This window comes from Parabacteroides sp. TM07-1AC, assembly GCF_003480915.1.
Lineage (GTDB): Bacteria > Bacteroidota > Bacteroidia > Bacteroidales > Tannerellaceae > Parabacteroides > Parabacteroides chongii.
Genome location: NZ_QUKD01000001.1, coordinates 634,382 through 646,422, shown reverse-complemented (window position 1 = coordinate 646,422; position 12,041 = coordinate 634,382). Strand labels below are relative to the sequence as shown.

At 41.3% G+C, this 12,041-nt stretch carries 11 protein-coding genes, 4 tRNA genes and 1 pseudogene; 13 read left to right on the top strand and 3 right to left on the bottom strand.

What is annotated here, in order from left to right:
- Window positions 1-119: 119 nt before the first annotated feature.
- Both DXD68_RS02750 and DXD68_RS02745 read left to right on the top strand, forming a co-directional pair.
- Window positions 120-323 (top strand): annotated as a pseudogene (locus DXD68_RS02750) (MBL fold metallo-hydrolase); the annotation flags it as partial.
- A gap of 53 nt (window positions 324-376) precedes the next feature.
- On the top strand, window positions 377-1,222 hold the full coding sequence (locus DXD68_RS02745; protein WP_122360190.1) for an aldo/keto reductase: 846 nt from the start codon (window positions 377-379) through the stop codon (window positions 1,220-1,222).
- A 131-nt stretch (window positions 1,223-1,353) separates the two neighbouring features.
- Here the strand turns inward: DXD68_RS02745 and DXD68_RS02740 are convergent, their stop codons facing one another.
- Together DXD68_RS02740 and DXD68_RS02735 are read right to left on the bottom strand one after the other, a co-directional pair.
- Window positions 1,354-1,788 carry a DUF6078 family protein gene (locus DXD68_RS02740; protein WP_122360189.1) on the bottom strand — a complete coding sequence of 145 codons (435 nt, stop codon included), beginning with the start codon at window positions 1,786-1,788 and terminating at the stop codon, window positions 1,354-1,356.
- A 91-nt stretch (window positions 1,789-1,879) separates the two neighbouring features.
- Window positions 1,880-2,440, bottom strand: coding sequence for a YdeI/OmpD-associated family protein (locus DXD68_RS02735; RefSeq protein ID WP_122360188.1), 561 nt, complete (start codon window positions 2,438-2,440; stop codon window positions 1,880-1,882).
- 199 nt (window positions 2,441-2,639) lie between these two features.
- On the opposite strand from DXD68_RS02735, the gene DXD68_RS02730 reads away from it, so the two are divergent.
- The 7 genes from DXD68_RS02730 to DXD68_RS02700 all read left to right on the top strand — a co-directional run bounded on the left by DXD68_RS02730 (window position 2,640) and on the right by DXD68_RS02700 (window position 7,817).
- Window positions 2,640-3,995: a dipeptidase gene (locus tag DXD68_RS02730; RefSeq protein ID WP_122360187.1), complete on the top strand. Its 1,356-nt coding sequence runs from the start codon at window positions 2,640-2,642 to the stop codon at window positions 3,993-3,995.
- A complete protein-coding gene (locus DXD68_RS02725) occupies window positions 3,992-5,302 on the top strand; it encodes a DEAD/DEAH box helicase (RefSeq protein ID WP_122360186.1) in 1,311 nt (436 codons plus the stop codon). The genes DXD68_RS02730 and DXD68_RS02725 overlap by 4 nt, the downstream gene beginning before the upstream one ends.
- Window positions 5,299-6,555: an amidohydrolase gene (locus tag DXD68_RS02720; protein WP_122360185.1), complete on the top strand. Its 1,257-nt coding sequence runs from the start codon at window positions 5,299-5,301 to the stop codon at window positions 6,553-6,555. Before DXD68_RS02725 ends, DXD68_RS02720 begins: the two co-directional genes overlap by 4 nt.
- 3 nt (window positions 6,556-6,558) lie before the next feature.
- On the top strand, window positions 6,559-7,386 hold the full coding sequence (locus DXD68_RS02715) for a purine nucleoside phosphorylase I, inosine and guanosine-specific (protein ID WP_122360184.1): 828 nt from the start codon (window positions 6,559-6,561) through the stop codon (window positions 7,384-7,386).
- A 137-nt stretch (window positions 7,387-7,523) separates the two neighbouring features.
- A tRNA-Gly gene (locus DXD68_RS02710) sits at window positions 7,524-7,596 on the top strand.
- Window positions 7,597-7,645: 49 nt separating this feature from the next.
- Window positions 7,646-7,730, top strand: a tRNA-Leu gene (locus DXD68_RS02705).
- Between the two features lie 3 nt (window positions 7,731-7,733).
- A tRNA-Leu gene (locus DXD68_RS02700) sits at window positions 7,734-7,817 on the top strand.
- Window positions 7,818-7,897: 80 nt separating this feature from the next.
- On the opposite strand, the gene DXD68_RS02695 is transcribed toward DXD68_RS02700, so the two are convergent.
- Window positions 7,898-8,419 carry a TlpA family protein disulfide reductase gene (locus DXD68_RS02695; RefSeq protein WP_122360183.1) on the bottom strand — a complete coding sequence of 174 codons (522 nt, stop codon included), beginning with the start codon at window positions 8,417-8,419 and terminating at the stop codon, window positions 7,898-7,900.
- 454 nt (window positions 8,420-8,873) lie between these two features.
- Between DXD68_RS02695 and DXD68_RS24055 the strand changes: the two genes are divergently transcribed.
- The 4 genes from DXD68_RS24055 to mef(En2) all read left to right on the top strand — a co-directional run bounded on the left by DXD68_RS24055 (window position 8,874) and on the right by mef(En2) (window position 12,033).
- Entirely contained in the window at window positions 8,874-9,041 is a 168-nt protein-coding gene (locus DXD68_RS24055; protein WP_158585848.1) for a hypothetical protein, read from the top strand.
- 205 nt (window positions 9,042-9,246) lie between these two features.
- On the top strand, window positions 9,247-10,212 hold the full coding sequence (locus tag DXD68_RS02690; protein ID WP_122360182.1) for a helix-turn-helix domain-containing protein: 966 nt from the start codon (window positions 9,247-9,249) through the stop codon (window positions 10,210-10,212).
- 203 nt (window positions 10,213-10,415) lie between these two features.
- Window positions 10,416-10,500 (top strand) — tRNA-Ser (locus DXD68_RS02685).
- A 327-nt stretch (window positions 10,501-10,827) separates the two neighbouring features.
- Window positions 10,828-12,033, top strand: coding sequence for a macrolide efflux MFS transporter Mef(En2) (gene mef(En2) / locus DXD68_RS02680; RefSeq protein ID WP_005924254.1), 1,206 nt, complete (start codon window positions 10,828-10,830; stop codon window positions 12,031-12,033).
- The last annotated feature ends 8 nt before the right edge of the window (window positions 12,034-12,041 follow it).

Sequence of the window (12,041 nt, the reverse complement as noted above, 5' to 3'; positions counted from 1 at the left end):
TTTAACAAAGATAAGCGAAAATCAACAAATAAGAACAGTGATAATGGTAAAAATATCAGTAATCCATATACCATACTTCTGAAAAAAGAGAAGTACTTTTGTTTTATATAAAAGGATTTATCCATACTATGCCTCAGTATTTGGGGCAGGCGGCCAAAGATTTGAAAGCCCGTAAGGTCATGACTGTCCATCATTCCAAATACGCATTAGCCTCACACCGTTGGGACGAACCGTTGAAAAACGAAATTGAGATGGCAAAAGATAACTCTTTGGAGTTGATCATTCCGGTGATCGGACAGGTGATGAATTTGGATAATAAGTAGATATAATTTAGTAGCTTTGTCTCAGATGAAAATAATTGATAATTAAAGAGATTATGGAAACAGTAAAATTGAATAATGGCATTGAAATGCCGATTTTAGGTTATGGAGTTTATCAGGTGACACCCGAAGAGTGTGAACGTTGTGTATTGGATGCTTTGAGCGTAGGTTATCGTTCTGTCGACACGGCACAAGCTTATTTTAATGAAGAAGGTGTAGGGAATGCAATCAGTAAAAGTGGTATTCCACGGAACGAATTGTTTATTACAACCAAGGTTTGGATATCCAATGCCGGATATGAAAAGGCAAAAGCATCTATCGATGAGTCTTTGCGTAAACTGCAGAGTGATTATGTCGATCTACTCCTGATACACCAACCTTTTGGTGATTATTACGGTACTTACCGTGCGATGGAAGAGGCTTATAAGGCAGGAAAGGTACGTGCTATCGGAGTGAGTAACTTTTATCCCGACCGTCTTGTCGATCTGGCGGAGTGCTGTGAGATAAAACCGGCAGTCAATCAGGTAGAAACACATGTCTTCAATCAGCAAATAGAACCCCAAAGGATCATGGAGGAATATGGAACACGGGTCATGTCATGGGGACCATTTGCAGAGGGTAAAAATAACTTTTTTACTAATGAACTATTGAAAACAATCGGTGAAAAGTATGGAAAGTCGGTTGCACAGGTTGCTTTACGTTATCTGATTCAACGGGATGTGATCGTTATTCCGAAATCGACGCATAAGGAACGTATGATCGAGAATATGGATGTGTTTGATTTCTCCTTATCAGAAGAAGATATGCAGGCTATTACCACGCTTGACCAAAAAAAGAGTTTGTTTCTCTCTCATACTGATCCGGAGATGGTAAAATGGCTGATTAATCTAGTGAAAAAGTAATCGTAGCGAAATCTAATTACTGTTTGATAGATAGTCTATTACAGTTTCCTCGTAGTTTCCTGCCGAGGGAACTAGCGTTTCCACCGCAGGAAACCGGAGTGTCTTTGCGAAGAAACAGAAATGAGATTACTTCACCAATTATACGACTCTACATATCCGTCGAAATACTCTTCTAGAACCACTCCCAACTCCTTGGCAAGAGCGACAATATATTGTTGTTCGGCAGGTGATAAAGGTGATCCTCCTCTACGTTTTAGATAGTAATTTTTCCGGCCGAGATAGGAGATCATCCGTAATCGGAAGGTATCTGCCACGCGAAGGGTCAGTGCATTCACGGTACGCATGAATCCTATTGCATTCTGTATTTTGGTGTTGGGACGGTAGAGTTTACACGTCCCTTTCATTTTCTTTAATGTGTTTGGGTTCATTATTAGCAGGAAAGTTATATTTTCCGGAGCATGTTTTAAAGCGATTTGGCGTAGACAGGTGGTTGCTTTCGGGCAGTTCTCTGCTGCACACATACCAAAATCATAGGGTACTTTTGAGTAATCGAACGATTCTTTCATGATTGTAAAATTCAAGGTTTATTAATTCCGATAAAGGTACGATATATATCGGGTAAATGCCAAACATCAATGCATGAAAAGAATATTCTTTTTACATTAACTTTTTATTCTGCTCCAATAACCCGATTATTTTCTCTAATCTTTTCAGCCGGGTATCTTCTCTTTTCGCTTCAAAGTAGAAACCGACAAAATTATTTTGAGTCGACTTTGCTGTCGTAAGATAATTAGTATAAGCCAGATCGTAGTTTTTTATCAGGGATTCGAACTCAGACTTTTGAGTATCGGTAACATTTCTGTCCCGTACCTTTTCCCATTCTCCGCTTCTTTTGGCTTCTTCGATGGCCTGCAGTCCGAACCCGGTCATTCTTCCTTCTTTGATAAGCTTTTCTACAATCTTTTTATTCTTTTCCGACCATTTACTTCCTTTCCTTCTTTTGGAAAAGTACTTTTTGTATCTGTGTTCGTCGATAGAGTTGATCAGCCCGTCGATCCAACCGAAACACAATGCTTCTTCCAACGCCTCTTCTGCGGATAACGTTTTTAATGTTTTTGTTTTCCCGAATAATAACCAGACACCCTCGCTTGTCTGGCCGTAATTCTTTAACCACTCTTGAAAGTCTTCTCTTTTTGCGAAAGTTAATTCAGCTCCCATCTTACTTATTATATTCGTGAGTAATAGTATTCTGTGGTCACAAATATATCTAAAGATAGTCATATAGCCGTAATACGGGAATGGAAAGTTAACATTCTGATATATTTTATAGGACAATAAAAGGTAGATTTAAGTAATTTATTCGTAAACTTGTAACCCTAAATAAAAACGTTAAATTTAAAATTAAATCTCCAGTTTTATGACAGTAAAATCGTATATAGAATCCAATAAAGAACGTTTCCTGGAAGAGCTGTTCAGCTTGATCCGTATTCCGTCAATCAGTGCAAAACACGAACATAAACCGGATATGACAGCCTGTGCCGAACGGTGGACAGAGTTATTGTTGTCTTCCGGTGTAGACAAAGCGGTAGTTATGCCGACAGAAGGAAATCCGGTAGTTTATGGTGAAAAGATCATTTCGCCGGATGCTCCGACCGTACTTGTTTATGCTCATTACGATGTAATGCCTGCCGAACCGTTGGAATTGTGGAAAAGCCAGCCGTTCGAACCGGAAATACGTGATGGCCGTATTTGGGCGCGTGGAGCCGATGACGATAAGGGCCAGTCTATGATGCAGGTAAAAGGTTTTGAGACAGCGTTGAAACTCGATTTATTGAAATGTAACGTGAAGTTTATCTTTGAAGGAGAAGAAGAGATCGGTTCTCCCAGCCTGGAAACCTTCTGCCGCGAACATAAAGACTTATTGAAAGCAGATGTGATCCTGGTATCCGATACTAGTATGGTCAGTGCCGAAACACCTTCATTGACAACTGGTCTGCGTGGTCTGGCCTATTGGGAAATCGAAGTGACGGGGCCTAACCGTGATCTGCATTCCGGTCATTTCGGTGGGGCAGTAGCTAACCCGATCAATGTATTATGTAAACTGATGGCGGATATAATCGATGCCGACGGACGTATCACGATCCCCGGATTCTATGATGATGTAGAAGAAGTTTCTCCGGCAGAACGGGAGATGATCGCACAGATACCGTTCAATGAAGAAAAATATAAAGCGGCGATCGGTGTGGATGCCCTGTTCGGTGAAAAAGGATATTCGACACTGGAAAGGAACAGTTGCCGTCCGTCATTCGACATCTGTGGTATCTGGGGCGGTTATACGGAAGAAGGAAGCAAGACTGTGTTGCCGTCGAAAGCCTATGCAAAAGTTTCCTGTCGGTTGGTTCCGCATCAGGATCATACGAAAATATCTCAGCTATTCGAAGAGTATATAAACCAAGTGGCTCCTGCCTGTGTTAAGGTAAAAGTCACACCGAAACACGGTGGACAGGGTTATGTTTGTCCGATCGACCTGCCTGCTTACCAGGCAGCGGAGAGGGCCTGTACGATTGCTTTCGGAAAGAAGCCGCTGGCTGTACGTCGTGGAGGAAGTATTCCTATTATCTCCACTTTCGAACAGGTATTAGGTATAAAGACCGTCCTGATGGGCTTCGGACTCGAACAGAACGCTATTCATTCTCCTAACGAGAGTTGCATGTTGGACTTCTTCTATAAAGGGATTGAATCGGTTGCCGAATTTTATAAAGAATACAAATGACACAAAATGAGATCGTAGCCCGTGCCTTATCGAATACAGGTATCGAGGCGTTGAATGAAATGCAGCAGGCCGTATTGGATGCCGGCACAACCAAAGATATGGTTTTGCTTAGTCCGACGGGATCAGGCAAAACCCTGGCATTCCTGTTGCCTTTGCTTACTACATTGACTGACGAGGAGAAAAAGATACAAGCGCTTATCATCGCTCCGTCGCGTGAACTGGCTTTACAGATAGAGACGGTATTTCGTTCTTTGGGTGCCGGATATAAGGTGAATTGCTGTTATGGAGGTCATCCGATCCGGACGGAAAAGAAGAGTCTGGAACATGCTCCGACCGTATTGATCGGAACTCCGGGACGAATCCTCGACCATCTGGAACGGGGTAATATTGATTTGGATACTGTCCGGACATTGATTTTGGACGAGTTCGACAAGTCTTTGGAATTAGGCTTCCAGGATGAGATGAAAGACATTTTGGCACACCTTCCGGGCGTGCGTCGTAGGGTGTTGACTTCGGCAACGGAAGCTGTCGAAATACCTCCTTTTACCGGCATTACGGCACCGGTACGTTTGTCATTCCTGACAGGTGTCAAGGAAGCGAAAGGTTTGACTTTGCGTATCGTGAAATCTCCGATCAAGGATAAACTGGAAACGTTGTACAAGCTGTTGGGCGAACTGAAAGGTGAATCGGCTTTAGTGTTCTGTAACCAGCGTGAGTCGGTGGAACGTGTTAGCAATTACCTGACCGAGATGGGTGTGGATAATGAATATTTCCACGGAGGTATGGAACAGCCGGAACGTGAACGGGCTTTGTCGCTTTTCCGTAATGGCAGTGCTTCTGTCTTTATTTCCACCGATTTGGCCTCCCGTGGACTGGATATTCCGGAAGTGAAAAATGTTATTCATTATCATCTTCCGATCAATGAAGAGGCGTTTATCCACCGAAACGGACGAACGGCCCGTATGAATGCGGAAGGAAATGCCTTTATGATCCTGAACGAGGTGGAGACAGTCCCTGAATATATCACCCGTGAACCGGATGAGTTTTTCCTGCCGGAGAAAGCTAAGAAGCCTCTTCGTTCGGAATGGGTGACACTGACGATCAACCGCGGTAAACGGGACAAGCTGAGTAAAAAGGATGTAGTCGGTTTTCTTTTCCAGAAAGGCGGTTTGGAGAAAGAGGATCTCGGTGTTGTTGAAGTAAAGGAAAGTTGTGCTTATGCGGCAGTAAAACGTGATAAGAAAGCAGACTTGCTGGCACGTATCCGTGAAGAGAAGATAAAGAATATGAAAGCGAAATTTGTATGAGTATATTGATCAAAGAGGTAGAGCTGAATGGAGTTGCTACCGATATTTATATAGAAAACAAATATATCAAACAGATAGGCACAAACCTTCCTGTAACGGCCGATACTGTTATTGACGGTCGTCGTAAAGCCGTAATTCCCGGTTTTGTGAATACACATGGTCATGCTGCAATGACCTTGTTTCGTGGTTTTGGCGATGATATGCCGCTGATGCCCTGGTTGGAAGAAAAGATATGGCCTAACGAAGCCAAGCTGACAAAAGAGGATGTTTATTGGGGAGCCAAACTGGCTTGTCTGGAAATGATAAAAAGCGGGACAACAACTTTCTTTGATATGTACCATAAGTTCCATGCGACAGCAGAGGCTGTGGAAGAGATGGGTATCAGAGCTAATATTTCCAGTGCCTGTTTCGACCAGTTTAAACCGGAGTTGACGGAGAAAAGTAAACAAACGATCCAAAAACTATATAATGAAATGGATCGTTACAGCAAGCGGATACATTTTTCGATAGGTCCGCACGCTATTTATACCGTTTCCGGCGAATTACTGCAGTGGGCGGATGCTTTTGCACGGGAACAGAATGTTTTGATCCAGCTACATCTGGCGGAAACAGAAGGTGAAGTGGAAAACTCCGTGAAGAACTTCGGATTGACACCTGTCCGCTATTTATATAAGTTGGGAGTGTTGTCTCCCCGCTTGTTGATCTCCCACGGCATTTATGTCGATGACGATGAAATTCGTATGTTGGCAGACCATGAGGTAAAAGTGGCACATAATCCGGCATCCAATATGAAACTAGCTTCCGGGATGCACTTTAAGTTCCAGGAGATGCGTGAGGCAGGTATTTTGGTCGGATTGGGAACGGACGGTTGTTCGTCATCCAATAATCTCGATATGATAGAGGCAATGAAGCTGGCTTCTTTATTGGGAAAGGTTTGGAGAAAAGACCCTGAAGCCGTTACAGCCGACGAGATATTCCAGTCTGCGACAGCCAATGGAGCGGCTATTGCTAACCTGAAGGCAGGAAAAATAGCTGAAGGCTATCTGGCCGATCTTTCTTTGATCGATTTGAATATGCCCGCATTTACACCGAATTTCAATTTCATATCCAATTTGGTCTATGCGGCTAACGGAAATTGTATCGATACGGTGATCTGTGATGGAAAAGTCCTGATGCGGGATAGAAAGGTTCCGGGCGAAGACGAGATTATGGAGCGGGCTGCCCAAATAGCCTATAACTTGATTAAACGATAAATTATGAATATGAGTTATACAAACGAACAATATCAGGAAGCGGCAGCATTTATAGCCGCGCGTATCACTGGTAATCCGGAGACAGCCATTATCCTGGGTAGCGGATTGGGCTCTTTGGCAGACCGGATAGAGGAGGCTATCGTGATCCCTTATGCCGAAATACCTCATTTCATGCATTCGACGGCTGCAGGACATAAAGGTAACTTTATCTGTGGTAAGTTAGGCGGAAAGCAGGTACTTGCCATGCAGGGACGCTTCCATTATTATGAAGGCTATTCGATGCAGCAGGTTACTTTTCCTGTTCGCGTGATGAAACTGTTGGGAATAAAGAATTTATTGGTATCGAATGCGGCAGGCGGTATAAACAATACGTTCAAAGTAGGCGACCTGATGATTATCCGCGACCATATCAATATGATGCCGAATCCGTTGATCGGTCCTAATAATGAACTGTTCGGAACCCGTTTCCCGGATATGACACGTGCTTATGACCGCGAATTTATCTGTGCGATAGAAGAGATCGCCGCTTCACATGCGGTACCTTTAAAGAAAGGTGTGTATGTTGGATTGACTGGTCCGTCTTTTGAGACACCTTCTGAATATGCTTTTTATGGTCGGGTTGGAGGTGATGCTATCGGCATGAGTACGGTTCCTGAAGTTATTGTAGCGCGTCATGCCGGATTGAGAGTGTTCGGTATGTCGGTTATCACGAATGAAGGATATCATTTTGCAGACGATTTTGTGAACGACGGAGCTGATGTGATCGTTGCTGCTAATAAAGCTGCAGCTGTAATGACTACTTTGTTCAGTGAACTGGTTTCCCGCATCTGATTTTTTTTTCAGAGTGAAACTCACTGTATTAAAATAAGATAGGAAATTGAACGGGTTGGAAAGAAAAAAATAGTATAAAAAAACTATCTTCCGGTTTTGGAAAATAAAAAAATACCTATATCTTTGCACCCGTTATCGCGAAAGTAGCTCAGTTGGTAGAGCATAACCTTGCCAAGGTTAGGGTCGCGGGTTCGAGTCCCGTCTTTCGCTCACAGATAATAAGAGCGGTAAGAGGCCGCCTTTTTTATATAATGGAAATGCCCAGGTGGCGGAATTGGTAGACGCGCACGTTTCAGGTGCGTGTGTCGCAAGGCGTGCAGGTTCGAGTCCTGTTCTGGGCACCATTGGCGTAGGTGGTGAAATTGGTATACACGCTACTTTGAGGGGGTAGTGCCGGTTACGGCGTGTGAGTTCGAGTCTCATTCTACGCACATTATTATAGCAGACCTAAAAAATAGTCCTAATAATCAAGTAAAATATTATTGATTGTTAGGACTATTTTTTAGGTCTGCTATAACTCCCGTATCTTATCAATCAATTCCTTTGCAGAAATATCCAATGATTCGACAGACATCCATACGACATTCTCTTCAGGGCCGATGAGATATATACGTGGGATGGTGTTGTTGGCAAAGAGTGCAAAGACATTACCACGGGTAGGATCCAGATAAAACGGCATTGTAAATTGATTCTCTTTCCAGTATTCAGAAACAGTTTCGGCTGTCTCTTCCCGGGAAATCGTCACTAACTGGAACTTGTCGTCTTTTTTCATTTCTTTCCAGACTTCTTCGATAACCGGTAGAACCTGTTTACAATCGGGACAGTAAGTACCGAAAAATACCAGTAAGGAGTGTTTGTCCAAAAACTGCTTGGAGCTGAATGTATTACCAGTTGTATCTTCTACGGCAAATGAAGGAACCTGATTGCCTACATTTATGTAATTGATAACAGATTCTTCTTTATCATCCTTTATACAAGAGAAGAAGAGGAAGGATAGGGCTGTTATGAATGAAAGTATTTTTACGATATGCATATTATATATTATTTTAGTTTACGAAGATAAGGAATGTATTTGAATCTCTGAAAGAAAAGGAGCTGCCGTTTTGTAGATTTCACAACCTGTTGTCAGAACGGACAACCCCTTTTAGCAGCATCCCCTTTTTACCGCTGCGATTTTTATTTTACTGCTGAGAAAGATTTTGGCTTTTCTTAATTGATTCGGATTCACATTCTTAATTACGTTATGAGAGGATGCTGTCATCCTGTTTGGGTTCTTCGACTATATTTACATAAGTAAATGTATGTTTTTTTATTTGTGTATGTTTCTCTGATTATAAGTATTGTGATTTGATTTTTTATAAAATGAACAACTAAACATCCTGTTTGATCTATAATAAGAGTTATTGAGAAACGAGAGGCAAAATAGGACTTTTTTTGTTGTGCCGTCTGTCGCTTTTCTCTTTTTTCGTCGTTTATAGTTAGTGGGAATGGTGATTGATGTAAATAGTATCATATCGCTCGATCGTTCGGTCTATGAACATATTTCATCCTGGCTCCAGGCTATTATCAGGTCGTCGACAACCATTTCGGTTAGTGGCACCAGGCAACGTGCCCAGTTTTTTGCGAAACAGCGTGAAGTTATAAATACATTGTGAATATCTGAGAATGAAGTTATGCATTATTAACGAAACTTGTTGTTTTTCTCGGTGACCGAGATTCAATCTCTGTTCGTTTTATTAGTCTTTTTTAGGTATCCGAAAGAGTTTTGCCTGTTTGTCCGGCAACTATTTTAGGGTTCCTTATTTATCTTTGTGTCAAAACAGTAAAATCTATAGATATCAAAACTTATAATTCTATGACATGAAAAAAGAACTTTTGTACGATAATCTTTTGAATTCGATCAAGGAAGAATTCCCCCAAAAAACAAACCTGGTAACTGCGTTAGTCGATTTGTTATGTATAGAGAAAGAGGCGGTGTATCGGCGTTTGAGGGGAGAAGTTGCATTTACATTTGCTGAAATTGTTACTATTGCAAATGCTTTTGGCATATCGTTGGATAATTTGGTTGGTACGGTCACGGCTAAAAGCAGACCGTTTCAACTAAAGTTGGTAGACTTTGTGAATCCAAAAGAGATTGACTATAATATGTTGGAGCAATACATCGATGTACTTGGCTTGTCGCGGGAAGATGAGAAATCGGAACTGATCGATTGTACGAATATATTGCCCCAGCAACTTTATATGAATTATAAATACATTTCGCGCTTCTATCTTTTTAAATGGTTGTATCAATGCGGAGCACCTGGAAAAGCAAAGCGTTTTGATGAGATTGGAGTCGGTGATCGTTTTACCGGGATACAATTGGCCAGCGTGGAAGAGTCAAGATATATCCGTAATTCTTATTATATACTTGATCCACTGATATTCCACTATTTGGTAAATGACATCAATTACTTTATGAGTATTCATCTGATCGGGGCAGAAGAGGTCAAATGCCTGAAGGATGAGTTGATGAAGTTTTTGGAGGAGATGGAAGCCCTCGCGACACGCGGCTATTTTGAAGAGACAGGAAATAAAGTCTTTATTTATATATCGAGTGTGAACTTTGATACAAGCTATTGGTGTGTGCAGGTTAAAAACTATCATATAAGTATGATAAAAACGTTTATTCTGAGTAGTGTCGCTTCTTTGGACGAAGGTACTTATGATAAATTGCGGAAGTGGCTACGGGCTCTTATTCGTTCTTCTATTATGATTTCAGTTAGTGGTGAAAGACAAAGGGTGGCTTTTTTTAAGGCACAACGGGAATTAATTCAAAGTTTATGATGTTTCTTTTTTGTAAAGATTATCAGAAACTTAAATAGTAAAATGATATTTTGTAAATGTTTTTTTTAAGAAACAATGCAAAAATAATTCCGGAATATTTGGAGCGTATTAATCTTTTACCTACTTTTGCACCCGTAAACAAGAAGCGCTAGATGCTTTGAAAAGCAACGTTTGAAAAAACGTTTTGACAGTTTCGGTTTATTGGAGAGATGGCAGAGTGGTCGATTGCGGCGGTCTTGAAAACCGTTGAACTGAGAGGTTCCTGGGGTTCGAATCCCTATCTCTCCGCAACAAACGCTGAAAATCAGCAGATTGCAAAACAAACACCCAGTTTTACACCCAAGAATGTAAAGTCGGGTATTTTTGTTTTATTTAAGATAATACAACCACTACATAATAAAAGAGTAGCGATATTAAAAGAATCCGATGAGAAAAGACTAATATTTATCTATCCATTCAGTTTGATTTTTCAGGACTTTACATCGTCCTGAAAGTATTTGTTATTGTATTCCAACGTCAGGAGTGGATTATAATACAAGTTTTTTGTGTGGATAGAATTTCGTTTTGCTTAATGTACGAAAGTACTTATCTATAAACGCATGAAATATTAGCACAATGAATCATTGGAAATCAACTTTGGCCGTGATAGGAATAGGCCAACTCATATCTATTTTAACAAGTACGATTGTTGGCTTCTCCATTATTTTTTGGATTAGCAACGAATTTAAATCCCCGACAGCTTTATCTCTGGCTATTTTAGCTGGATTTTTACCACAATTTGTATTAGGCTTGTTTACCGGGGTCTATGTTGACAGATGGAATCGAAAGAAAACGATGTTTTATTCGGACTTGTTCATCGCGTTCTGTACCCTATGTCTTTTTATTGTGATAACCAAGGGTTATAAAGACCTTTCTTTTTTTTATCTATTGACTGCTTGTCGTTCAATAGGCAGTACGTTTCATGCACCTGCTTTACAGGCAAGCATCCCTCTACTGGTTCCCAAGCACCATCTTGTCAGGGTATCAGGTTTGTACCATTCCATTCAATCCTTCAGTGAGGTGATAGCTCCCGTTGTAGGGGCAAGCCTCGTTGTTTGGCTTCCCATACAGTATATTCTGCTCATAGATGTGATCGGAGCTGTTGCTGCTTGTCTGACCTTACTTTGTGTCCAGATTCCTTCTCTTCAAAAAACGAAAGTTCTTCCAGATTTCAAAAAAGAACTGACGGAATGTTGGCATACCTTGCGGCGTACAATGGGCATTTTGCCTTTATTCGTATGCTTTACGCTGGTGACTTTTGTCCTTATGCCTGTTTTTACGTTATTTCCTTTTATGACGCTTCTGCATTTCAACGGAAACATTTTGCAAATGGGAGTTGTGGAAATGGGTTGGGGCTCAGGGGCATTGTTGGGCGGTTTAGTACTTGCCTGTAAGGCTTTGAAAAGCAAGCAAACATTAGTGATGCATACGGCTTATGTGATATTGGGATTGTATCTGATTAGCGCCAGTTATTTACCATCAAGCGCATTTATAGGTTTTGTTTGCCTAACATTTACAGGAGGCATAGCCTATTCCATTTACCATGCGCTTTTCATCGCTATTATTCAGCAGAACTTGGCTTCGGACATGCTTGGACGGACTTTTTCTCTCATCTTTAGTTTGAGTACCTTTCCATCAATGCTGGGTATCGTAGCTTCAGGATATTGGGTGGAAGCATGGGGTATCACATCCGTCTTTATGATCAGCGGATGGGTTATCTTTCTGATTGGAGTGGGTGCAAATTTTATTTCTTCAATCAAGCAGTTGGATAATTACGCATAGTATTATTT

Bases quoted from the DNA above. Each gene is read 5' to 3' on its own strand.
- DXD68_RS02745 (WP_122360190.1), top strand. From the start codon at position 377: ATGGAAACAGTAAAATTGAATAATGGCATTGAAATGCCGATTTTAGGT.
- DXD68_RS02740 (WP_122360189.1), bottom strand. From the start codon at position 1,788: ATGAAAGAATCGTTCGATTACTCAAAAGTACCCTATGATTTTGGTATG.
- DXD68_RS02695 (WP_122360183.1), bottom strand. From the start codon at position 8,419: ATGCATATCGTAAAAATACTTTCATTCATAACAGCCCTATCCTTCCTC.
- DXD68_RS02715 (WP_122360184.1), top strand. From the start codon at position 6,559: ATGAATATGAGTTATACAAACGAACAATATCAGGAAGCGGCAGCATTT.
- DXD68_RS02730 (WP_122360187.1), top strand. From the start codon at position 2,640: ATGACAGTAAAATCGTATATAGAATCCAATAAAGAACGTTTCCTGGAA.
- DXD68_RS24055 (WP_158585848.1), top strand. From the start codon at position 8,874: ATGGTGATTGATGTAAATAGTATCATATCGCTCGATCGTTCGGTCTAT.
- DXD68_RS02720 (WP_122360185.1), top strand. From the start codon at position 5,299: ATGAGTATATTGATCAAAGAGGTAGAGCTGAATGGAGTTGCTACCGAT.
- DXD68_RS02735 (WP_122360188.1), bottom strand. From the start codon at position 2,440: ATGGGAGCTGAATTAACTTTCGCAAAAAGAGAAGACTTTCAAGAGTGG.
- DXD68_RS02725 (WP_122360186.1), top strand. From the start codon at position 3,992: ATGACACAAAATGAGATCGTAGCCCGTGCCTTATCGAATACAGGTATC.
- DXD68_RS02690 (WP_122360182.1), top strand. From the start codon at position 9,247: ATGAAAAAAGAACTTTTGTACGATAATCTTTTGAATTCGATCAAGGAA.